This window comes from Streptomyces sp. NPDC043726 (assembly GCF_056436565.1).
This window is the reverse complement of the sequence record NZ_JBWKCI010000010.1, coordinates 197,997-220,658: the sequence shown is the minus strand read 5'-3', so window position 1 is coordinate 220,658 and position 22,662 is coordinate 197,997. Positions and strand designations below refer to the sequence as shown.

The 22,662-nt window shown below is 69.3% G+C and carries 22 protein-coding genes; 14 read left to right on the top strand and 8 right to left on the bottom strand.

The features are described 5' to 3' along the window. Positions 1-2: 2 nt before the first annotated feature. Positions 3-653, top strand: a complete 651-nt coding sequence (locus AC068Z_RS28545) for a pirin family protein (protein ID WP_478562081.1) — start codon at positions 3-5, stop codon at positions 651-653. Here AC068Z_RS28545 and AC068Z_RS28540 read toward each other — a convergent pair. Further along, positions 650-1,459: a serine hydrolase domain-containing protein gene (locus AC068Z_RS28540; protein WP_478561579.1), complete on the bottom strand. Its 810-nt coding sequence runs from the start codon at positions 1,457-1,459 to the stop codon at positions 650-652. The genes AC068Z_RS28545 and AC068Z_RS28540 overlap by 4 nt on opposite strands. Positions 1,460-1,479: 20 nt before the next feature. Continuing rightward, a complete protein-coding gene (locus AC068Z_RS28535) occupies positions 1,480-1,950 on the bottom strand; it encodes a GNAT family N-acetyltransferase (protein ID WP_478561576.1) in 471 nt (156 codons plus the stop codon). Between the two features lie 97 nt (positions 1,951-2,047). Here AC068Z_RS28535 and AC068Z_RS28530 point away from each other — a divergent pair, with 97 nt between their 5' ends. Both AC068Z_RS28530 and AC068Z_RS28525 read left to right on the top strand, forming a co-directional pair. Next, positions 2,048-2,512 (top strand): MerR family transcriptional regulator, encoded by a 465-nt coding sequence (locus tag AC068Z_RS28530; RefSeq protein ID WP_478561573.1) that lies wholly within the window; start codon positions 2,048-2,050, stop codon positions 2,510-2,512. Next, on the top strand, positions 2,509-3,525 hold the full coding sequence (locus tag AC068Z_RS28525; protein ID WP_478561570.1) for an aldo/keto reductase: 1,017 nt from the start codon (positions 2,509-2,511) through the stop codon (positions 3,523-3,525). Before AC068Z_RS28530 ends, AC068Z_RS28525 begins: the two co-directional genes overlap by 4 nt. Before the next feature lie 59 nt (positions 3,526-3,584). Here AC068Z_RS28525 and AC068Z_RS28520 read toward each other — a convergent pair whose 3' ends face one another. From AC068Z_RS28520 to AC068Z_RS28510, 3 genes are all read right to left on the bottom strand, one after another. After that, positions 3,585-4,427, bottom strand: coding sequence for a DUF4429 domain-containing protein (locus tag AC068Z_RS28520; protein WP_478561567.1), 843 nt, complete (start codon positions 4,425-4,427; stop codon positions 3,585-3,587). Positions 4,428-4,493: 66 nt separating this feature from the next. After that, entirely contained in the window at positions 4,494-5,711 is a 1,218-nt protein-coding gene (locus AC068Z_RS28515; protein ID WP_478561564.1) for an alpha/beta hydrolase, read from the bottom strand. Between the two features lie 77 nt (positions 5,712-5,788). Then, positions 5,789-6,415 carry a TetR family transcriptional regulator gene (locus AC068Z_RS28510; RefSeq protein ID WP_478561561.1) on the bottom strand — a complete coding sequence of 209 codons (627 nt, stop codon included), beginning with the start codon at positions 6,413-6,415 and terminating at the stop codon, positions 5,789-5,791. Positions 6,416-6,481: 66 nt separating this feature from the next. Here AC068Z_RS28510 and AC068Z_RS28505 point away from each other — a divergent pair, with 66 nt between their 5' ends. Both AC068Z_RS28505 and AC068Z_RS28500 read left to right on the top strand, forming a co-directional pair. After that, positions 6,482-8,074, top strand: coding sequence for an MFS transporter (locus AC068Z_RS28505; protein WP_478561558.1), 1,593 nt, complete (start codon positions 6,482-6,484; stop codon positions 8,072-8,074). 286 nt (positions 8,075-8,360) lie between these two features. Then, entirely contained in the window at positions 8,361-8,648 is a 288-nt protein-coding gene (locus tag AC068Z_RS28500; protein WP_478561555.1) for a small hydrophobic protein, read from the top strand. Here the strand turns inward: AC068Z_RS28500 and AC068Z_RS28495 are convergent, their stop codons facing one another. Both AC068Z_RS28495 and aceE read right to left on the bottom strand, forming a co-directional pair. Then, entirely contained in the window at positions 8,649-9,386 is a 738-nt protein-coding gene (locus AC068Z_RS28495) for a potassium channel family protein (protein WP_478561553.1), read from the bottom strand. Between the two features lie 75 nt (positions 9,387-9,461). Next, positions 9,462-12,209, bottom strand: coding sequence for a pyruvate dehydrogenase (acetyl-transferring), homodimeric type (gene aceE, locus AC068Z_RS28490; RefSeq protein WP_478561550.1), 2,748 nt, complete (start codon positions 12,207-12,209; stop codon positions 9,462-9,464). 349 nt (positions 12,210-12,558) lie between these two features. Here aceE and AC068Z_RS28485 point away from each other — a divergent pair, with 349 nt between their 5' ends. The 6 genes from AC068Z_RS28485 to AC068Z_RS28460 all read left to right on the top strand — a co-directional run bounded on the left by AC068Z_RS28485 (position 12,559) and on the right by AC068Z_RS28460 (position 17,051). Continuing rightward, positions 12,559-12,999 carry a DUF3052 domain-containing protein gene (locus AC068Z_RS28485; RefSeq protein ID WP_478561547.1) on the top strand — a complete coding sequence of 147 codons (441 nt, stop codon included), beginning with the start codon at positions 12,559-12,561 and terminating at the stop codon, positions 12,997-12,999. A 121-nt stretch (positions 13,000-13,120) separates the two neighbouring features. After that, entirely contained in the window at positions 13,121-13,579 is a 459-nt protein-coding gene (locus AC068Z_RS28480) for a peroxiredoxin (protein ID WP_478561544.1), read from the top strand. Between the two features lie 113 nt (positions 13,580-13,692). Further along, the gene (locus tag AC068Z_RS28475) at positions 13,693-14,268 is read left to right on the top strand and encodes a calcium homeostasis/redox stress adaptation protein (protein ID WP_315885426.1); all 576 of its coding nucleotides are present in this window, start codon (positions 13,693-13,695) and stop codon (positions 14,266-14,268) included. Positions 14,269-14,375: 107 nt separating this feature from the next. Further along, positions 14,376-14,951, top strand: coding sequence for a TerD family protein (locus AC068Z_RS28470; protein WP_478561540.1), 576 nt, complete (start codon positions 14,376-14,378; stop codon positions 14,949-14,951). A 125-nt stretch (positions 14,952-15,076) separates the two neighbouring features. Then, positions 15,077-16,219: a DUF475 domain-containing protein gene (locus AC068Z_RS28465; protein WP_478561537.1), complete on the top strand. Its 1,143-nt coding sequence runs from the start codon at positions 15,077-15,079 to the stop codon at positions 16,217-16,219. Positions 16,220-16,310: 91 nt separating this feature from the next. Next, positions 16,311-17,051, top strand: coding sequence for a TerD family protein (locus AC068Z_RS28460; protein WP_478561534.1), 741 nt, complete (start codon positions 16,311-16,313; stop codon positions 17,049-17,051). 93 nt (positions 17,052-17,144) lie between these two features. On the opposite strand, the gene AC068Z_RS28455 is transcribed toward AC068Z_RS28460, so the two are convergent. Beyond that, positions 17,145-17,960 (bottom strand): TerD family protein, encoded by an 816-nt coding sequence (locus tag AC068Z_RS28455; RefSeq protein ID WP_478561531.1) that lies wholly within the window; start codon positions 17,958-17,960, stop codon positions 17,145-17,147. A gap of 185 nt (positions 17,961-18,145) precedes the next feature. On the opposite strand from AC068Z_RS28455, the gene AC068Z_RS28450 reads away from it, so the two are divergent. From AC068Z_RS28450 to AC068Z_RS28440, 3 genes are read left to right on the top strand one after another with little or no spacing between them, the layout of a single operon-like run. Then, complete coding sequence (locus tag AC068Z_RS28450; protein ID WP_478561528.1) at positions 18,146-19,312, top strand: HpcH/HpaI aldolase/citrate lyase family protein; 1,167 nt, start codon at positions 18,146-18,148, stop codon at positions 19,310-19,312. Between the two features lie 59 nt (positions 19,313-19,371). Further along, a complete protein-coding gene (locus tag AC068Z_RS28445; RefSeq protein ID WP_478561525.1) occupies positions 19,372-21,849 on the top strand; it encodes a phosphoribosyltransferase in 2,478 nt (825 codons plus the stop codon). After that, positions 21,849-22,661, top strand: coding sequence for an HAD family hydrolase (locus tag AC068Z_RS28440; protein WP_478561522.1), 813 nt, complete (start codon positions 21,849-21,851; stop codon positions 22,659-22,661). Before AC068Z_RS28445 ends, AC068Z_RS28440 begins: the two co-directional genes overlap by 1 nt. Position 22,662: the final 1 nt, after the last annotated feature.

Below are 22,662 nucleotides of genomic sequence, written 5' to 3'. Positions count from 1 at the left end.
TGATGGACGTACGGCGCGCCGACGAGCGCTATCCAGGGGGCGACGCGGCGGCCGGAATCGACTCCCGGCACGCCTTCTCCTTCGGCCCCCACTACGACCCCGGCAACCTCCGCTTCGGCGCGATGATCGCCTGCAACGAGGAGCGGCTGGCCCCCGGCGCCGGGTTCGACGAGCACCCGCACAGCCACACGGAGATCGTGACGTGGGTGGTGGAGGGCGAGCTGACCCACCGGGACTCGCAGGGCCACGAGACGACGGTCCGGCCCGGCGACGTCCAGCGCCTGAGCTCGGCGGCGGGCGTCCGGCACGTGGAACGCAACGACGCCACGGGCCCCCTGACCTTCGTGCAGACCTGGCTGGCCCCCCTGGGCCCGGGCGGCACCCCGTCGTACGAGATCGTCCCCGGCATCGCGGACTCCACCCCGTACGCGATCCCGGAGGCGGGCGCGATGCTGCACGTACGGCGCCTCGCCGCCGGTGAGCGGACGGCGGTGCCGGACGGGGCGTACGTCTACGTCCACGTGGTGCGCGGCGAGGTGCGCCTCGGCGGGGAGACGCTGGCCGCGGGCGACGCGGCGCGCATCTCCGACGCCGAGGACGTGGAGGCGGTGGGGGTGACGGGGGTGGAGCTGCTGATGTGGGAGATGAGTTAGAGCTCCGCGAGCACCGCGTCCGTCAGCACCGGCCAGACCTCCACCGCCCACGGTCCGAAGGCCCGGTCCGTCAGGGCGACGCAGGCCGCCCGCGCGTCCGGGTCGATCCAGAGGAAGGTGCCCGACTGGCCGAAGTGGCCGAACGTGCGCGGGGAGGACGAAGCGCCGGTCCAGTGGGGGGACTTGCCGTCGCGGATCTCGAAGCCGAGGCCCCAGTCGTTCGGGTTCTGGTGGCCGTAGCCCGGCAGGACGCCCTTGGTGCCGGGGTAGTGCACCGTCATCGCCTCGGCGACCGTCCGCGGGTCCAGCAGGCGCGGGGCCTGGACCTCCGCCGCGAACCGCAGCAGGTCGTCCACCGTGGAGACGCCGTCCTTCGCCGGGGAACCCTCCAGGGACGTCGACGTCATCCCCAGCGGCTCCAGCACCGCCTGGCGCAGATACTCCGCGAACGGGATGTCCGCGGCCTTCGCGATGTGGTCCCCGAGCTGCTCGAACCCGGCGTTGGAGTACAGCCGCCGCTCCCCGGGCGCCGCCGTCACGCGGTGCTCGTCGAAGGCGAGCCCCGAGGTGTGGGCGAGGAGATGGCGGACCGTCGAGCCGGGAGGGCCCGCCGGTTCGTCGAGCTCGATCGCCCCCTCCTCGTACGCGACCAGCGCGGCGTACGCCGCCAGCGGCTTGGTGACCGAGGCGAGCGGGAAGCGCTGCCCGGTCGGGCCGTGGGTCCCGAGGACCGTTCCGTCGGCACGCACGACCCCCGCCGCGGCAGTGGGCACCGGCCAGTTCTCGATCAACGCGAGGCTCTTCATGGCACCGAGCCTAAAGGTGCTCAGAGCTTCAACCGCATGAAGGGGTCGGGCGTGCGCGCGAAACCCAGGGCGGCGTACAGCGGCTCGGCGTCCGCGGAGGCGGTGAGGTCGACCTGGCCGACGCCCCGCTCGCGGAACCAGTCCAGCAGCGACTCCATGCAGGCGCGGGCGTAGCCCCGGCGCCGCGCGTCCGGGTCGGTGGCCACGCTGAAGACGAAGCCGCACAGCCCGCGCGGATTGGCCGCCTTGCCGATCCGGTACTCCAACGTCCCCACCACGAGCGCGGCGAGCGCGTCCGGCCGGTCCGGATGATCGACGACGAACGCCGCGAAGTCCCCGTCGGGCTCGGCGAGACGGGCCCGCAGCCCCGGCAGCCCGAGCGCGTGCCAGTCGGTGGAGGTGTCGGCTCCGGCCATCGAATCGATCATCACCTGGCGCAGCCGCAGCACTTCCAGGGCGTCATCGGCGGTGGCACGACGTACGAGACTCATGTTCGGCACGCTAGCGACGGCGATCACGCCATGTCCCGTGGTTTTCTCACCAGTTCCGCTTGCTTGGAGTGCACTCCAAGGCCATAGCGTTGAGGCCATGACGGTGATGGAGACCACGGAAACCAGGACCGACACCTGCGCGGGACCACCGCATGTCGACCGGCGGCCCGACGGTCAGGACAAGTACACGATCAGCGAGGTCGCCGCCTTCACCGGCCTGACCGCGCACACCCTGCGCTGGTACGAGCGCATCGGCCTGATGCCGCACATCGACCGCTCGCACACCGGCCAGCGGCGCTACAGCAACCGCGACCTGGACTGGCTCGACCTCGTCGGCAAGCTCCGGCTCACCGGCATGCCGGTCGCCGACATGGTCCGCTACGCCGAGCTGGTGCGCGAGGGCGATCACACCTACGGCGAGCGCTACGCACTGCTGGAGGAGACCCGCCGGGACGTGCTGGCCCGGATCGCGGAACTCCAGGACACACTCGCCGTGCTCGACCGCAAGATCGCTTTCTACGGCGACGCCGGGCAGGCCCTGGCGTCGGAGAGGCCCCGATGACCGAGAACAGCAGGATCGCGACCGTACGCCTGGGCGAGACCGGACCGGAGACGGGGGTGCAGGGCCTCGGCTGCATGGGCATGAGCTTCGCCTACGGCCCCACCGACGCGAAGGAGTCCAGGGCCACCCTGGAGCGGGCGCTGGAACTGGGCGTCACCCTCTACGACACGGCCGACGTCTACGGCGCCGGCGAGAACGAGCGCTTCCTGTCCCCCTTCTTCCGGGTGCACCGCGACGAGATCGTCCTCGCGACCAAGTTCGCCATGGAGATCCCGCCGGACGACCCGACCCGACGGATCATCCGCAACGACGCCCCCTACATCCGGCAGGCCGTCGAGGCGAGCCTGAAGCGCCTGGACGTCGAGGTGATCGACCTCTACTACATGCACCGCCGGGACCTGAACGTGCCCGTCGAGGAGACCGTCGCCACCATGGCCGAGCTGGTCCGTGAGGGCAAGGTCAAGCACCTGGGCCTGAGCGAGGTCACGGCGGCCGAACTGCGTACCGCGCACGCCCTGCACCCGATCGCCGCCGTGCAGTCGGAGTGGTCGCTGTTCAGTCGGGACATCGAGGCGCAGGTGGTGCCCGCGGCCCGGGACCTCGGCGTGGCGCTGGTGCCGTACTCGCCGCTCGGCCGGGGTTTCCTCGCGGGCTCCTTCAGCACCGCGGACACCCTGACGGCCGACGACTTCCGGCGCCGCCAGCCCCGGTTCACCGGCGAGAACGCCACGGCCAACGCGGCCCTGCTGGCCCCGATCCGCGAGATCGCCGACGCCCACGGCGTCTCCCTCGGCCAGATCGCCCTGGCCTGGGTCCAGCAGCAGAGCAGGGTCCACGACCTCCCGGTCATCCCGATCCCGGGCACCCGCAAGCCGAGCCGTGTGGAGGAGAACACGGCGGCCACCCGCATCGAACTGACGGAAGAGGAACTGGGGTTGCTCGACCCGATCGCGGAACAGGTGGCGGGGGACCGGTACGCGGACATGACGTTCACGTCCGCAGGCAGGGAGTAGGACAACTCCCCAGGGGCGCGGGGAACTGCGCGACCAGCCCCCACCGGCCGAATGCCGAATCACAACTCGGCCAGCAACTCCGCCTTCTTGACGGAGAACTCCTCATCGGTGACCAGCCCGGCCTGATGCAGTTCCCCAAGATGCCGAATCCGTTCGGCGATGTCCGCAGGATCCCGGCGCGGCGCAGCCGCTGCCGGGACGGCCGGCCCCGCGGAGCGAACCGCCGCAAGAACCGCCGCCGCGAACGGCAGTGACTCGTGCACCGGGCCGTACCCCAGCCCGAACACCACCGCCGCCGGATCGTGGTCCACCTGCGCCGGAGCGATCTCCCCGCGCCGCAGCAGCCGTAGATGCCCCTCGAAGACCTCCGGCGAACGCCACTCGACCCCACTCAGGTCGCCGATCGCGAAGGACTGGTCCCCGGCCTTCCACTTCGCCGACGACGCGCCCGTCCAGAACCACCGGAAGTTCACGGTCCGACCGTCGAAGGACGCCTTCCCGTCGTACGCCTTGAAGGACAGCGGAGCGTTCGGCGCCGAGACCAGGAAGCGGTCCGCCGGACCGGACTCGGTCAGCCGCGCCCGCAGCTCGTCGGCGTAGTACTCGGCCAGCGTCTCGCGCTCGGCGGGCAGCACCAGACGGTACGGGTCGCTGCTCTCCTTCAGCTGCTCGCCGGCCGCCTCCATCAGCGGATCGGCCCCCGGCCGGGGCTCGGCCCGCAGCACCACCGTGCCGCGCTTGCCGGGCGTGAGGGTCACCGCGGAGATCGCCTCCAGCGGCACACGCCGCTCACCGAGCGCCTGGAGCAGCTTTGGTGTCCGAATCCCCCGTTCGTAACGGATGAGCACGGAGTCGGACTCGAACTCCCAGGCGGCATGAAATCCGGCCAGTACGTCACCCATGCGGCTCATCGTATGCGGCACGAGCTCCTCCGTCGCCTCTCCGCGCAGACCGTAGTTTCTGCGCCTCTACGCGCGTCCGACCGCCGTGGTGCCGGACAAACCCTCCCGGCAGACCCCTTCATCTTCCGCGCAGTCCACCGAGTCGTACGCGCCAACCCCGATCTCCGCGAAATTGCGCACGCTGTCCGTGCCGGGCTCGAAGTACCCGCTGTGCCCCTTGGCGTCCCGCGCCGACAGCACCCGCGCCCCGAACGCCGAGGACATCGGGTCGGCGCCGTGGCCGAGACCGCCGAACTCCAGGTTCGGCACGTCCTGGATCCAGTCGTCCGCGTCCCGCATCGCCCACACCCGCGCCGACGTGTCCAGGTGCGAGGCCTTCGCCACGCGCATGCCAGGGCTGCCCGCCACCGCGATGTCGGCCACCCGCTCCGGCAGGGTGTGCGCGGCGACTCCGCACACCACCGAGCCGTAGGAGTGGCAGAACAGCGCCACCGGCGTGTCGCCGGGCAGCGCCCGCACCAGCGCGTTCAGACGTACGGCGCCCTGCTCGGCACGGGTGGCGATCGCCGAGTCGATGCCGAGGCCGCCGGGCGCGGTGTAGTCGGCCCAGGCGATCACGGCGGTCCGCTTCGAGGGATTCGCCGTGCGCTCGGCCGCGTACAGCGACTGCGCCATGCCGACCGGGGCCGAGTACTTGCGGTAGGTGCGCTGGAAGGTGAGCACATCGGTGTCGACGCCGGGGACGACGACGGAGACCCGCTCGGCCTTGTCAAGGTCGCCGAAGACCTCGGCGATCCGGCCCGAGCCCGCCGGATCGAAGGCGAGGATGTGCCGCCCGGGGCTCATCAGCGCCTCGTAGCGGTGCATCCTTCGGCCCGCCTCCTGCTGGCCCGCGGGGCTGAGCCGCTTGTCGTGCATGCGTTTCAGCTCGACCTTGCGGGCCTGCGACAGCGCGACCCGGTTGGCCTGGTAGCGCAGCTGGACCGGGGCGCCGTTCATGTTGCCCACCGCGAGCGGGTAGCGGCGCGCCAGGGCGGCCCGCTGGTCGGCGGTGAGCGTGGCGAAGAACCGGGTGAGCACGGCCGGGGCGGAGTCCGCGTCGGGCAGCCGGTGACCGGCGATCCGGCCCTGCTCCCAGGCCGAGACGGAGGCCTGGAGTGCGGGCGTGGTGCGCTGGTTGCGCAGCGCGGTCCAGCCGGTGGTCGCCAGCATGACGAACACCACGGCCAGCGCGAGCAGAGCGCGCCAGACGTTCAGTTGCGGGGACGTGTCGAAGGAAGTCACTGGGAGGACACACTAGGAGAACGAACGAGTCTCGCGTTAACCGAGTGACGGGGATCACGTTTCGAGCCCGCGGTGGGTCAGCGCTCCCGCCAGCTCTCGGTCAGGGCCGGTCCCACCTGCTCCAGGTAGGCGACGGTCAGTTCGCGGATGCCCTCGAGGCTGAAGTCCTCGCCCATGCTCCACTGCCGCTCGGTGACCCGCATCACCCCGCCGAAGACCGCCACCGCGAGCCGCGGCCGGGGATCGGCGTCCACATCGAGGCCCTCGCGCTCGGCCAGCACCCGCGCGATCCGCTCCTCCGTCTCCGCCGAACGCCGCAGATGCGCGGCGAGCAGCGCCGGTGTCGACTCCACGACCTTGTACATCCGCAGGTACAGCTCCACCGGCACGACCGACTCGATGACCTCGTGCAGCCCGTCCCAGCCGCGCAGCACGGCCTGCCGCAGGGCCTCCATCGGCGCCTCCCCGGGCGGCCGCAGCCGCACGGCCTCCACGTAGTACGCCTCCGCCATCTCCTGTACGGCGAAGGCGGCCTCCTCCTTGTTCGCGAAGTAACGGAAGAACGTGCGCTGGGAGACGTCGACGTCGGCGGCGATGTCATCGACCGTCGTCTGCTCGTACCCCCTGGTGGTGAAGAGTTCGAGCGCCGCCCGAAGCAGGGCGTCCCGGGTGCGCTGCTTCTTGCGTTCGCGGAGTGTTTGCATATCCGTCAGTTACCGACTTGTGAATTGGTTTGTCAAATGTCAGAGGCTGTCACTAGCCTCGAACGCATGACTAGTCAGACCATCGTCGACAAGGCGCCCCAGGACGCCTCCCCGCCGTCCGGGCTGCGCGGGCATCCCTGGTTCACGCTCATAACCGTCGCCGTGGGCGTGATGATGGTGGCGCTGGACGGCACCATCGTGGCGATCGCCAACCCGGCCATCCAGAAGGACCTCGGCGCCACCTTCGCCGAGGTGCAGTGGATCACCAACGGCTACTTCCTGGCCCTCGCGGTCTCCCTGATCACCGCGGGCAAGCTCGGTGACCGCTTCGGGCACCGGCAGACCTTCCTCATCGGCGTGGTCGGCTTCGCCGCCGCCTCCGGTCTGATCGGCCTGTCCAGCAGCATCGGCTTCGTCGTCGCCTTCCGGGTGCTGCAGGGCCTGTTCGGCGCGCTGCTGATGCCGGCCGCGCTCGGTCTGCTGCGGGCGACGTTCCCGGCCGAGAAGCTCAACATGGCCATCGGCATCTGGGGCATGGTCATCGGCGCCTCCACGGCGGGCGGCCCGATCCTCGGCGGTGTCCTCGTCGAGCACGTGAACTGGCAGTCGGTGTTCTTCATCAACGTGCCGGTCGGTGTCCTCGCCCTCGTCCTCGGGGTGCTGATCCTGCTGGACCACCGCGCCGAGAACGCCCCGCGCTCCTTCGACCTGCTCGGCATCGCGCTGCTCTCGGCCGCGATGTTCTGCCTCGTCTGGGCCCTCATCAAGGCGCCGGAGTGGGGCTGGGGCGACGGCCAGACCTGGCTGTTCATCGTCGGGTCGCTGGTGCTGTTCGTGCTCTTCGCCGTCTGGGAGACGAAGGTCAGGGAACCGCTGATCCCGCTCACGCTGTTCCGCTCGATCCCGCTGTCCGCGGGCGTGGTGCTGATGGTCCTGATGGCCATCGCCTTCATGGGCGGCCTGTTCTTCGTGACGTTCTACCTGCAGAACGTGCACGGCATGAGCCCGATCGACGCTGGCCTGCACCTGCTCCCGCTCACCGGCATGATGATCGTCGGCTCCCCGCTGGCGGGCGCGATGATCACGAAGCTGGGCCCGAGGGTCCCGCTGGCCGGCGGCATGGCCCTCACCGCCATCGCCATGTACGGCATGTCCACGCTGGAGACGGACACCAGCAGCGGCGTGATGTCCATCTGGTTCGCCCTGCTGGGCCTCGGCCTCGCGCCGGTCATGGTCGGCGCGACGGAGGTCATCGTCGGCAACGCCGCGATGGAGCTCTCCGGTGTCGCCGGTGGTCTTCAGCAGGCCGCGATGCAGATCGGCGGCAGCCTCGGTACGGCCGTGCTGGGCGCCGTGATGGCCTCCAAGGTGGACAGCGACCTCGCCGGGAACTGGGCGGACGCGGGCCTGCCGAAGCTGACGGCGGCTCAGGAGGCGCAGGCCTCCGAGGCGGTGCAGGTCGGTGTGGCGCCGGTGACTCCGGGGACGCCGCCGGAGATCGCCGCGAAGATCACGGACGTCGCGCACGACACCTTCATCTCCGGGATGAGCCTCGCCTCGCTGGTCGCGGCCGGTGTGGCGGCGGTGGCCGTCGCGGTCGCGTTCCTCACCAAGCGCGGCGAGAACGCGGAGGCGGGTGCGGGGGCCGCGCACATCTGAGGAAGCGGGGGCGGCTGAGAAAGCAAGCGATCCGAGTGGCTTTTCCCCTATCAGGGTGACAAAGCTAAAGATTCCTCGTCCTGGGCACGCGCCGCAGGTCACAGTGGGTCAAGCCCTCCGTACGACATGTTCCTCGGGCAAGTTCGTACGGCAAGGAGGGCGACCGGTGCTGCGGCGCGCTGCCGGAGGGGGACAGCGCGCCGGCAGCCCGGACGCATAGCCGCCACAGAAGGGGTTACCCGCTCAGGGAACCGAACTCAACGAACGAACGGTTCCCGGGAGTTGAATGGTGATGGCGGGCTTCGGACACGGAACGCGCAGGCACCCCCGCACGCGTGGCCGGACATGGTCACGGTCCGGGCCGGATCGCGCGACGCTCGGAATCATCGGAACCATCTGCGCGGTGGCGGGCTTCTTCACGCTGGGCATCATCCTCGGCCCGATCGCCATCGCCTGCGGCTGGCTCGCGATGAACCGCACCTGGTCCGGAACCCGCCCGCTTCCGGCGCTCATCGCCCTGGTCCTGGGCGCGATCGACACCTTGCTGGCCCTGATCTGGCTGGCCGGAGCCTAGTCACTGCTGCGGCGCCCGTTCCGACAGCGTCGCGACCTCCGCGCGCAGGCGCCGTACCTCCTCGGTCAGTTTCTCGATGGCCTCCGTCTGGCGTCGCTCCTCCGCGTCGTCCATCTCGAAGCGGGCGATGAACCAGGCGGCGATGTTCGCGGTCACCACACCCAGCAGCGCGATGCCCGACAGCATCAGGCCCACCGCGAGTATGCGGCCCAGACCGGTGGTCGGGGCATGGTCGCCGTAGCCGACCGTGGTCATGGTGGTGAAGGACCACCACACCGCGTCACCCAGCGTCTTGATGTTCCCATCCGGGGCGTCCCGTTCCACGGACAGCACCGCGAGCGAGCCGAACATCAGCAGGCCCACCACCGAGCCGACCACGTACGTCGTCAGCCGGACCTGTGACGCCATCCGGGCCCGGCGGCCCACCAGCATCAGCGTCGAGACCAGCCGCAGCAGCCGGAGCGGCTGGATCAGCGGCAGCACCACCGCGCACAGGTCGAGCCAGTGCCGGCGGACGAACTCCCACCGCCGCTCGGCCAGTCCCAGCCGCACCAGGTAGTCCGTCGCGAAGGCGGCCCACACCATCCACTCGACGACCGCGCACGCGCGGGTCAGCGCGTGGCTCGCCGAACTGTCCACGATCGGCACGGCGTAGGCGATGGCGAACAGCACCGCCAGTGCCATCAGCGGCCGTTGCGTGCGCTGTTCCCAACGGGCCTGCGCGGGTCTCTCCTTCATGCGCAAATCGTAGGAAACGCCGGAGGGCCGAGGAGCGCTGGCCCCTCGGCCCTCCAGCCGTCGTCGAGCGAAGCTCTACGCGTCGCCGCCGGCAGCGCCCGGATCGGCCGCCGAGACGTCGAGCAGCTGGTACCGGTCGATCGCCTGCTTCAGCGCCGAACGGTCCACCTTCCCGTCCTTCGCCAGCTCCGTCAGCACGGCCACCACGATCGACTGCGCGTCGATGTGGAAGTACCGGCGCGCGGCGCCCCGGGTGTCGGCGAAGCCGAAGCCGTCCGCGCCCAGCGACTGGTACGTCCCCGGCACCCAGCGCGCGATCTGGTCCGGAACCGACCGCATCCAGTCCGACACGGCCACGAACGGTCCCTCGGCGCCGCTCAGCTTCCGCGTCACCCACGGCACCCGCTGCTCCTCCTCCGGGTGCAGCAGGTTGTGCTCCTCGCACGCCACGGCCTCGCGGCGCAGCTCGTTGAAGGAGGTCGCCGACCAGACGTCGGCCTTGACGTTCCACTCCTCGGCGAGGATCCGCTGCGCCTCGACCGCCCAGGGCACCGCCACACCCGAGGCGATGATCTGCGCCGGGACGGAGCCCGCGGTGCCCTCGCTGAAGCGGTACACGCCCTTGAGGATGCCCTCGACGTCCACGTTCTCCGGCTCGGCGGGGTGCTGGATCGGCTCGTTGTAGACGGTGAGGTAGTAGAAGACGTCCTCACCGGGCTTGCCGTCCGCCGTCGGGCCGTACATCCGCCGCAGACCGTCCTGCACGATGTGCGCGATCTCGAACCCGAAGGCCGGGTCGTACGCCACACAGCCCGGGTTCGTCGACGCCAGCAGCTGCGAGTGGCCGTCCGCGTGCTGCAGGCCCTCACCGGTCAGAGTCGTGCGGCCGGCGGTCGCGCCGAGCACGAAACCGCGCGAGAGCTGGTCCGCCATCTGCCAGAACTGGTCGCCGGTCCGCTGGAAACCGAACATCGAGTAGAAGACGTAGACCGGGATCAGCGGCTCGCCGTGCGTGGCGTACGCGGAGCCCGCCGCGATCAGCGAGGCCGTGCAGCCCGCCTCGGAGATGCCGTCGTGCAGCATCTGCCCGTTCGGCGCCTCCTTGTAGGCGAGCAGCAGATCGCGGTCCACCGCCTCGTACTGCTGCCCGAGCGGGTTGTAGATCTTCGCGCTCGGGAAGAAGGAGTCCATGCCGAAGGTGCGGTACTCGTCGGGCGCGATCAGCACGAACCGCTTGCCGATCTCCTTGTCCCGCATGAGGTCCTTCAGCAACCGCACAAAGGCCATGGTCGTCGCGATGGACTGCTGACCCGAGCCCTTCTTCACGGTCGCGTACGTCTTGTCCTCGGGCAGCGGGAGCGGCTTCGCGCGCACGACACGGGTCGGGACGTACCCGCCGAGCGCCTGCCGGCGGTCGTGCATGTACTGGATCTCCTCGCTGTCCCGCCCGGGGTGGTAGTACGGCGGCGCGCCGGACTCCAGCTCCTTGTCGGAGATCGGCAGGTGGAGGCGGTCCCGGAAGCGCTTGAGGTCGTCGACCGTCAGCTTCTTCATCTGGTGTGTGGCGTTGCGGCCCTCGAAGTTCGGCCCCAGCGTCCAGCCCTTGATCGTCTTGGCCAGGATCACGGTCGGCTGGCCCTTGTGCGCCTTGGCCGCCGCGAAGGCCGCGAAGATCTTCTTGTGGTCGTGACCGCCGCGGCCCAGGTGCAGGATCTGGTCGTCGGTCATGTTCTCGACCATCGCGCGCAGCCGGTGGTCGTCGCCGAAGAAGTGGTCGCGGATGTACGCACCCGTCTCGGTGGCGTACGTCTGGAACTGGCCGTCCGGGGTGGTGTTCATCCGGTTGACCAGCAGACCGTCCCGGTCCTGGGCCAGCAGCGGGTCCCAGGTGCGGTCCCAGACCAGCTTGATCACGTTCCAGCCGGCACCCCGGAAGATCGACTCCAGCTCCTGGATGATCTTGCCGTTGCCGCGCACCGGGCCGTCGAGCCGCTGGAGGTTGCAGTTGACGACGAAGGTGAGGTTGTCCAGGCCCTCACGGGCGGCGATGGACAGCTGGCCGAGCGACTCCGGCTCGTCCATCTCGCCGTCCCCGAGGAACGCCCACACCTGCGACTTGGAGGTGTCCGCGATCCCGCGCGCCTCCATGTAGCGGTTCATCCGCGCCTGGTAGATCGCGCCGATCGGGCCGAGGCCCATCGAGACGGTCGGGAACTCCCAGAAGTCCGGCATCAGCCGCGGGTGGGGGTAGCTCGACAGGCCGTACGGCGCCTTGGACTTCTCCTGGCGGAAGGCGTCCAGGTTCTGCTCGCTCAGCCGGTCCAGCAGGAAGGCACGGGCGTAGATGCCCGGCGAGGCGTGGCCCTGGAAGAAGACCTGGTCACCGCCGTCGCCCTCGTCCTTGCCCCGGAAGAAGTGGTTGAAGCCCACGTCGTACAGGGACGCGGAGGAGGCGAAGGTGGCGATGTGGCCGCCCACGCCGATGCCCGGACGCTGGGCCCGGGACACCATGACCGCGGCGTTCCAGCGGGTCGCGTTGAGGATCTTGCGCTCGATCTCCTCGTTGCCGGGGAAGAACGGCTCGTCCTTGGTCGCGATCGTGTTGACGTAGTCCGTGCTGCGCATCTCGGGCACGGCCACGCGCTTCTCGCGGGCCCGCTCGATCAGCCGCAGCATCAGGTAGCGGGCCCGCTCGCGGCCGCGCTCGTCCACGGCGGCGTCGAGGGAGTCGAGCCACTCCTGGGTTTCCTCGGGATCGAAGTCAGGAACCTGACTCGGAAGGCCGCCAATGATGATCGGATTGCGATCGGATCCGGAAGCCACGCTGGTCCTTACCTGTCAGAGGGCTGATATGGGCTGATATTCGAGTGTGCGCCAGTTCCCCATCGTGTACCTCGGGACGGCAAACGTCATCTCTACCGTGAGGTAATCCAAGCCTGGTCCTCGTCGAGGGTTCCCAAAAGCGCAAAGAGGGCAGAACGGTGTGGCGTGTGTCACCTTGGGGTGTGACGCCATGACGGGAGTTGCGTGGACACGGCCCGGAACGTCACCGTTTCGGCGGTCTGGGCGGCCGGGTACTTGCGCGATCCGCCCCGCCCGTGTGGACTACGGCCAATGCTTCGCGCACGCGCGTGGCTGAGTTATTCCCGAAAACATGATCAGGAGGCAACCCGTGAGCGCGACCGCGGACCACGCGGAGGAGCGGACCAGCCTTGCCGAGAGGCTGGGATTCCGGCCCGAGCAGGTGGTCCAGGAGATCGGCTACGACGAGGACGTAGACCAGGAACTCCGCGAGGCCATTGAGGAAGCCATCGGCAGCGATCTCGTGGACGAGGACTACGACGACGTCGCCGATGCCGTGGTGCTGTGGTTCCGCGACGAGGACGGCGACCTGACAGACGCCCTGGTGGACGCCATCTCGTTCATCGAGGAGGGCGGCTCGATCCTGCTGCTGACGCCGAAGACCGGCCGTGACGGCTACGTCGAGCCCAGCGACATCTCCGACGCCGCCAGGACCGCCGGACTCACCGCGGCCAAGAGTGTCAGCGCCGGCAAGGACTGGAGTGGCAGCCGACTGGCCAGTCCGAAGGCGGCCAAGTCCGCCAAGAAGTGATCCTCACTTCGGACACGCCGGACGGGCCGACTTGGGTCGGCCCGTCCGTGGGCCCTTCGTGATCGCTGCGTAGGGTGGTCCTCGACCACCCGAACAGCCCCACCGAAGGGACAAGCCGGTAATGGCCATCCAGGTCGGCGAAAAGGCCCCCGACTTCGAGCTCAAGGACAACCACGGCCGTGCCGTGCGGCTGTCCGACTTCCGCGGTCAGAAGAACGTGGTGCTGCTCTTCTACCCGTTCGCCTTCACCGGCGTCTGCACCGGCGAGCTGTGCGAGCTGCGCGACAACCTGCCCCAGTTCGCGGACCGCGACACCCAGCTGCTCGCGGTCTCCAACGACTCCATCCACACCCTGCGCGTCTTCGCCGAGCAGGAGGGCCTGGAGTACCCGCTGCTCAGCGACTTCTGGCCGCACGGCAACGTCTCCCGCGACTACGGCGTCTTCGACGAGGACAAGGGCTGCGCGGTGCGCGGCACCTTCGTCATCGACAAGGAGGGCGTCGTCCGCTGGACGGTCGTCAACGGCCTGCCGGACGCCCGTGACCTGAACGAGTACGTCAAGGCACTCGACACCCTGTGATTCGTGGGTGCCAAGGCCTACGGGTCACGGGAACCCCTCACTAGGATCGACTCGTTGATCCGGTACCAAACGCATGGCGGGGCTCCCCGCCCCTGGACATCAATGGAGGACTCGTGGGAGTCAGCCTCAGCAAGGGCGGCAACGTATCTCTCAGCAAGGAGGCGCCCGGTCTGACCGCGGTCATCATCGGTCTCGGATGGGACATCCGGACCACGACCGGCACGGACTTCGACCTGGACGCGAGCGCACTGCTGCTGAACAACTCCGGCAAGGTTGCCAGCGACGCGCACTTCATCTTCTTCAACAACCTCAAGAGCCCGGACGGCTCCGTCGAGCACACGGGTGACAACCTCACCGGTGAGGGCGAGGGCGACGACGAGCAGATCAAGGTCAACCTCGCCGGCGTGCCCGCCGACGTGGAGAAGATCGTCTTCCCGGTGTCGATCTACGACGCCGAGAACCGTCAGCAGTCCTTCGGCCAGGTCCGCAACGCCTTCATCCGCGTGGTGAACCAGGCCGGCGGCACCGAGATCGCCCGGTACGACCTCAGCGAGGACGCGTCCACCGAGACCGCCATGGTCTTCGGTGAGCTCTACCGCCACGGCGCGGAGTGGAAGTTCCGCGCCATCGGCCAGGGCTACGCCTCGGGCCTGCGCGGTATCGCGCAGGACTTCGGCGTGAACGTCTGAGCCGGTAACGACCCGCGCTCCAACCGCCCGGCGCCGCACGGTTTGCGTGCGGCGCCGGTGGCGCAGGGAAACAACCAAAGAAGCCTGACCTGGGGAGGATCAGCATCATGGGCGTCACGCTCGCCAAGGGGGGCAATGTCTCCTTGTCCAAGGCCGCACCGAACCTCACCCAGGTGATGATCGGGCTCGGCTGGGACGCGCGTTCCACCACCGGCGCTCCCTTCGACCTCGACGCCAGCGCGCTGATGTGCAACGGCGGACGGGTGATGGGGGACGAGTGGTTCGTCTTCTACAACCAGCTCAAGAGCCCGGACGGCTCCGTGGAGCACACCGGTGACAACCTCACCGGCGAGGGCGATGGCGACGACGAGTCGCTGGTGATCGACCTGTCCAAGGTGCCCACCCAGTGCGACAAGATCGTCTTCCCCGTCTCGATCCACATGGCCGATGAGCGCGGCCAGACCTTCGGACAGGTCAGCAACGCCTTCATCCGGGTGGTCAACCAGGCGGACGGCCAGGAACTCGCCCGCTACGACCTCAGCGAGGACGCCTCCACCGAGACGGCGATGATCTTCGGCGAGGTCTATCGCTACCAGGGCGAGTGGAAGTTCCGCGCGGTGGGACAGGGGTACGCGTCCGGTCTGCGTGGGATCGCCCTGGACTTCGGGGTCAATGTTTCCTAGTTCGTTATGAGCAAAAGTCGGGGCCCGCTGGGCGGCGCGGGGGGCCCGACTAGACTTCGGCTTCAAAAGTTCGTAAAGCCGAGTACGGCGCGGGGGAGACCCGTACATACAGGATTGGGTAGCCAGTGGTTCTGAAAACCTTCGGCTGGTCGTTCGCGGTCACCGCGGCCGGCTTGGTCGCAGCGGTCCTCATCGGGGGGTGGACCGCCTTCGGCATCGTGGCGATCCTCTCCATCCTTGAGATCTCGCTGTCCTTCGACAACGCGGTGGTCAACGCCGGGATCCTGAAGAAGATGAGTGCCTTCTGGCAGAAGATCTTCCTCACCATCGGCATCCTGATCGCTGTCTTCGGTATGCGACTGGTGTTCCCCGTCGTCATCGTCGCGGTCAGCGCCTCGATGGGGCCGATCGAGGCCGTCGACCTCGCGTTGACCGACAAGGACCGTTACGAACAGCTCGTCACCGACGCCCACCCGTCGATCGCGGCCTTCGGCGGTATGTTCCTGCTGATGATCTTCCTCGACTTCATCTTCGAGGACCGGGACATCAAGTGGCTCGGCTGGATCGAGCGCCCGCTGGCCAAGCTCGGCAAGGTCGACATGCTGTCGGTCTGCATCGCGCTGATCGTGCTGCTGGTCACCTCGATGACCTTCGCGACCCACGCCCATCTGCACGACGGCAGCGCGAACAAGGCAGAGACGGTTCTGCTCTCCGGTGTCGCCGGTCTGATCACGTACATGATCGTCGGCGGTCTCTCCGGCTACTTCGAGGACAAGCTGGAGGAAGAGGAGGAGCGCGAGCACGAGGCGGAGGAAGCGGCGGAGCGCGAGGGCAAGCCCCGCTCGGCGGTCGTCCTGGCCGGCAAGGCCGCCTTCTTCATGTTCCTCTACCTCGAGGTCCTGGACGCGTCCTTCTCCTTCGACGGTGTCATCGGCGCCTTCGCCATCACCAACGACATCGTGCTGATGGCGCTGGGTCTGGGCATCGGCGCCATGTACGTCCGTTCGCTCACGGTCTACCTGGTCCGCCAGGGCACCCTGGACGACTACGTCTACCTGGAGCACGGCGCCCACTACGCGATCGGCGCCCTCGCCGCGATCCTGCTGATCACCATCCAGTACCAGATCAGCGAGATCATCACCGGTCTCATCGGTGTCGTCCTGATCGGCTGGTCCTTCTGGTCTTCGGTGCGCCGCAACCGCGCCATTGCGGCCGCGGAGGGAAAAGCGGAGACCTCGGACAAGACTGAGGTCTCGTCCGGGGTGTGACAGCCCTTCGGGTGAGGAACGCTTCTGTTCGGGGCGGCCGGGTCTCCGGCCGCCCCGTCGGCTTATCCAAGTGTGTGTTGTGGGGGCGGGAATGGGGTTGTTGGACGGGCTGCTCTGGCGCGGGCGCGCCGACCAGTTCGACTCGGGCAGCGCGTCGAGCAACGCGATCGAGCTGACCAAGCGGCACGGGCAGGTCTCCCTCACCAAGCAGGACGCGGCCACCGGGCATCTGCGGATCAATCTGAACTGGCGGATGCGCAGCTCCGACATAGGCGGTCCGCAGCGGGAGAGCCTGCTGCGGCATCCGTTCAAGGCGCTGAAGCCGCCGGAGGTCGTCGGCCACAGCCAGAGCATGGTCAACGTCGACCTGGACCTCGGGTGCCTGTACGAGCTGGCCGACGGCACGAAGGGGGTCGTCCAGCCGCTCGGCGGACTGCTCGGGGATGTGAACGCGCCGCCGTACGTGAAACTCAGCGGGGACGACCGGTTCGGATCGGCGTCCGGCGAGACGATCTACGTCAATCTCGACCAGCGCGAGAAGATCAAGCGGCTGCTGGTGTTCGTGTACATCTACGACCAGACGCCGGCGTTCGATCGTACGCAGGCGACGGTGACGCTCTATCCCAGCAACGGGCCGCGGATCGAGATCGGGCTGGACGAGCGGCATCCGATGGCTCGGTCGTGCGCGGTGGTGATGATCGAGAACGTGAAGGGGGAGGTTCTCGTCCGCCGCGAGGTCAAGTTCGTGTACGGGTTCCAGGCCGAGCTTGACCGGCTGTACGGGTGGGGGTTGCAGTGGGGGCGGGGCTACAAGGCGAAGGTGGAGAAGTAGGCGCCCAGGAGCTCGGGGGACGGGTGTTGCTTGGCGGGTGCGGGTTGTGCGTGGTTGATCGCGCAGTTCCCCGCGCCCCTGGGGATGCTCCCGTTACCGGCCGATGAACTGTGGGCCCTGCGGCGGCAGGCGGAAATCGCCTGTCGGTGCCGGGACCGGAGTGACCGGGGGCGGGTAGCCGTAGCCGCCCTGGGCGGGCTGGCTGGTGGGCTGGGGATAGCCGTAGGCCGACTGGGTCGGGGGCGGGGCCTGCGGGGCCTGGGGGTAGCCGTACGCCGGCTGGGGCGGGACCGCGGTCGTCGGCTGCTCCGGGGGGAGCGGCTGGGACTTGGGCTCCTCCGCCGGTTCCTGGGCGGCCTGGGCCTCCGACTCGTCCACCGAGATGCCGAAGTCCGTCGCCAGACCCTTCAGCCCGTTGGAGTAGCCCTCGCCCAGCGCGCGGAACTTCCAGCCCTCGCCGCGGCGGTACAGCTCGCCGCAGATCAGGGCCGTCTCCTTGCCGGTCTCCGGCTTGATGTCGAAGTGCAGCAGCGGTTCGCCGTCGGCCACCGAGGCGTCGTACAGCAGGATGCGCAGGGACCGTACGCGGTCGAAAGTGGCACCATCAGCCGAAGCGACCAGATAAATCTGGCTGACGTCGGGCTCGACACCGGCGAGATCTGTCTGGATCGTGTCGGTGAGGCCTTCGGCGACTCGTTTCTTGCCGAGCCGCCAGACCTTCCCGGCGGGGTGACGGGGCTGGTTGTAGAAAACGAAGTCCTCGTCGGATCGCACTCGACCGTCGGGGCCGAGGAGCAGCGCCGAGGCATCGACATCCGGAACTCCCTGCCCGGGCGTCCAGCGGAGCACGGCACGTACGGTCGTGGCTTCGAGCGGGACGTTCGACCCCTTCAGCATCGCGTGCGTCATGCGGTCATCCTGCCCTCTCGGTAGTGATCACGACAACGCGGGGTACATGATCACATGACGGTGTCCGCACCCGCGTTACCAGAAATTCATGCCCTACGGGAACCCCTGACATCGCTATCTACGTACTATTACCGGCCACCTGTGAATGGATCACAGGGGCCGCTCAGCCACCACGGGGGAGTTTTATGCGTCACTTCGGGCACATCGCCCCTGAGGTGCGGCAGCGCCTGTTTTACCGGGAGCCGTGCGCGTTCGACGCGGACTCCCCGGCCAAGCTGCTCGCCGCGGCCCTGGGCGCGACGCTGTACAGCCCGGCCACCCGGCCGAAGCTCGCGGACGACGTCCTCAAGCAGTCGGCCCGTGGCGTGGTGTCGATGGTGCTGTGCCTGGAGGACTCGATCGGCGACGAGGACGTCGAGGCCGGCGAGGAGAACCTCGTCCGCCAGTTCACCGACCTCGCCGGACGCGAGAGCGCCGACCTGCCGCTGCTGTTCATCCGGGTCCGGGCGCCCGAGCAGATCCCCGACCTGGTGCACCGGCTCGGCCCCGCCGTACGACTGCTGTCCGGATTCGTGCTGCCGAAGTTCACCGAGGAGCGCGGCATCCCCTTCCTGGAGGCGCTGGCGGTCGCCGAGGCGGCGAGCAGGCGGCGGCTGTTCGCCATGCCCGTGCTGGAGTCGCCCGAGCTGCTCTTCCGCGAGTCCCGCGTGGAGACGCTCGAGGGGATCTCCCGTGCAGTGGACAAGTATCGTGAGAGGGTGCTGGCGCTGCGGCTCGGCGTGACCGATTTCTGCTCCTCATACGGTCTGCGCCGGGCTCCCGACATGACGGCGTACGACGTCCAGATCGTCGCCTCCGTCATCGCCGACGTGGTCAACATGCTGGGCCGCGCCGACGGCACCGGCTTCACCGTGACCGGGCCGGTCTGGGAGTACTTCCGGGTGCAGGAACGTATGTTCAAGCCCCAGCTGCGCCGCAGCCCCTTCCTGGAGGGGCAGGCCGAGGAACTGCGCGAGGCCCTCATCGAGCACGCCATGGACGGCCTGCTCCGCGAGATCGCCCTCGACCAGGCCAACGGCCTCACCGGCAAGACCTGCATCCACCCCTCCCACGTCCTGCCCGTGCACGCGCTGTCCGTGGTCAGCCACGAGGAGTACAGCGACGCGCAGGACATCCTGCGGCCCGAACGCGGCGGCGGGGGCGTGCTGCGCTCGGCGTACACGAACAAGATGAACGAGGTGAAGCCGCACCGCGCCTGGGCCGAACGCACCCTGCTGCGTGCCGAGGTCTTCGGTGTGGCCAACGAGGACGTCGGTTTCGTGGAGCTGCTCGCCGCCGGAATCCCCGGCTGACACCGGAAACCCCGGCTGACACCGGATTCTTCGGCTGACACCTGACAACCAAGGGACGCATGAACAAGGCAGTGAACGACGGGGTCTGGTCCGGCACCTGGGTCGCCGAGCGGCTCGGGGTCGAGCTTCAGGGCGACGACACGCTCAAGGACCTCCTGGGACTCGCGCTGCGCCGCAACCCCAAGCGGGCGCATCTCCTCGTATCCCATGTGCTCGGAAAACACATCCCGCAGTCACCGACCGTGGTCTACGGCCATGGCTTCGCCCTCGGACGCCGGGTGCGGGACCTGCTGGGCGCCGAGGAGGCCTCCGCCGCGGTGGTCCTGGGTTACGCGGAGACGGCGACCGGCCTCGGCCACTCGGTGGCCGACGGCATCGGCTCGGCCCCCTACCTCCACTCCACCCGCCGTCCGGTCCCCGGGGTCGCCCCGGCCGGCGGCTTCGAGGAGTCCCACAGCCACGCCACGTCCCACCTGCTGCTGCCGGAGAACCCGGCCCTGCTGGCGGGCGACGGCCCCCTGGTCCTGGTCGACGACGAGTTCTCCACGGGCAACACGGTCCTGAACACGATCCGCGACCTGCACGAGCGGTATCCGAGGCGCCGGTACGTGGTGGTGGCCCTCGTCGACATGCGCTCGGCCGCGGACGCGGGGCGCCTGGAGGAGTTCGCGCGGGAGATTGGCGCGCGGGTGGACCTGGTGGCGGGGGCGAAGGGGACCGTAAGCCTGCCGGAGGGGGTGCTGGAGCGGGGTCAACGGCTGGTCGCCGAGTACGAAGGCGCCCTAGGGGCGCGGGGCTGTGTTGAATCTGCGGCTACCGCCGCGTGGGCGCGAGAAACCCCCACTCACCCGCACCCGGCGATCAAGCGAGTGGACCTCCACTGGCCCCGGGGCCTCCCCGACGGCGGAAGACACGGCTTCACCCCCACCCACCGAATACGCCTCGAGAACGCCCTCCCCGCCATGGCCGCCCGCCTGGCAGAGGCACTCCCCGAGAACGCGCACCGCGTGCACATCCTCGGCTTCGAAGAGCTGATGTACGCCCCCCTCCGCCTCGCCCGCGAGCTGGAGCAGATCACCGACGCCGAGGTCCGTTACTCGACCACCACTCGCTCACCCGTCCTCGCGGTGGACGACCCCGGCTACGCCATCCGCAGCCGCCTCGTCTTCCCCGCCCACGACAATCCCGCCGACGGCCCGGGTGAGCGCTACGCCTACAACGTGGCCGGCGCCGGCTTCGACGCCGTAGTGGTGATCGTGGACTCCACCGCCGACACCCCCGCACTGCATGCCCCCGACGGCCTGCTCGCGCAGCTCACCGCGCACACCTCGCAGGTCGTCCTCGCGGTCGTCCCCTCGTACGCACCCGAAAGGCCCTCGATGCTGCCCGAGCCCCTCCGCGGCCCCGCCTTCTCCTCGTACGCCCCGGAGGACGTCGGCTGGCTGCTCCAGGACCTCTCCGACGTCACCCTGGAGGCGCCCACCGAGGAGCGCGAGGAGGCCATCCAGAGCGGCGGCGCGCACTACGCGGAGTCGCTGCCGGTGGAGTACCAGCCGAGCGAGCAGTACCAGGAGCTGTTCCAGGCGGCCCTGGAGGAATCCGCGGCCCGCCTCGCGCAGGCGGTCGGCGCGGTGACCGAGGTCGTGCTCGCCGAACGGTCCCCGCGCCCGGTGCTGGTCTCGCTGGCCCGCGCGGGAACCCCCGTCGGCGTCCTGATGCGCCGCTGGGCCCAGCACCGGCACGGCCTCGACCTGCCGCACTACGCCGTCTCCATCGTGCGCGGACGCGGCATCGACGCCAACGCGCTGCGCTGGCTGGCCGCCCACCACGACCCGCGTGACGTGGTCTTCGTCGACGGCTGGACCGGCAAGGGCGCGATCACCCGCGAACTGGCCGTCGCCATCGAGGAGTTCGAGGCCGCCGAGGGCGTCACCGGCTTCGACCCGGAGATCGCCGTACTGGCCGACCCGGGCTCCTGCGTCCGGACGTACGGCACCCGCGAGGACTACCTGATCCCGTCCGCGTGTCTCAACTCCACCGTCTCCGGCCTCATTTCGCGCACTGTCCTGCGCGCGGACCTGGTCGGCCCGAACGACTTCCACGGCGCGAAGTTCTACCGCGAACTCGCCGGCGCAGACGTCTCGGTGGCCTTCTTGGACGCCGTCGCCGCCCGCTTCACCGAGGTCGCCGACGCGGTCGACGCCCAGGCCAAGGAACTGCTGTCGGCCGACCGGACGCCGACCTGGGAGGGCTGGGCGGCGGTCGAGCGCATCAGCGAGGAGTACGGCATCCACGACGTGAACCTCGTCAAGCCCGGCGTCGGCGAGACAACCCGCGTACTGCTGCGCCGGGTGCCGTGGAAGATCCTGGCGCGAGCGGGGGCCGGGGCCGACCTGGACCACGTCCGACTGCTCGCCGAACAGAGAGGGGTCCCGGTGGAAGAGGTCGCCGAACTGCCGTACACCTGCGTGGGGTTGATCCACCCCAAGTACACGCGGGGCGCGACGGGTGCCGACGGCAAGGCGGTGAACGTCTGATGCCGGTGCTGGTGGCGAGCGACCTGGACCGTACCCTCATCTACTCCTCGGCGGCCCTCGCGCTGACCATGCCGGACGCGCGGGCGCCCCGGCTGCTGTGCGTGGAGGTGCACGAGAGCAAGCCGCTGTCGTACATGACCGAGACCGCCTCGCAGCTGCTGGCGGAACTCGGCGACGTGGCCCTTTTCGTGCCCACCACGACCCGGACCCGCAAGCAGTACGAGCGCATCAACCTGCCCGGCCCGCCGCCGAAGTACGCGATCTGCGCCAACGGCGGCCACCTGCTGGTGGACGGCGTCTCCGACCCCGACTGGCAGGCCCGGGTCGCGGCCCGCCTCGCCGACGAGTGCGCGCCGCTCGACGAGGTCCGCGAGTACCTGATGGCCACCGCGGACCCGATGTGGGTCCGCAAGCACCGGGTCGCCGAGGACCTCTTCGCCTACCTCGTCGTGGAGCGTGAGCTGCTGCCCGAGGACTGGGTGAAGGAACTCGCCGTCTGGGCGGAGAACCGGGGCTGGACGGTCTCGCTCCAGGGCCGCAAGATCTACGCCGTACCGAAGCCGCTGACGAAGAGCGCGGCGATGTACGAACTCGCGCGGCGCACCGGCGCCGACCTGACGCTGGCGGCCGGCGACTCACTCCTCGACGCGGACCTGCTCCTCGCGGCGGACAAGGGCTGGCGCCCGGGACACGGGGAACTGGCGGACGCGGACTGGACAGCACCGAACATCGCGGCACTGCCGGAGCGGGGGGTGCTGGCGGGGGAGCGGATCCTGCGGAAGTTCCTCAGGGAGACCCGGGTGCCGAGGTAGG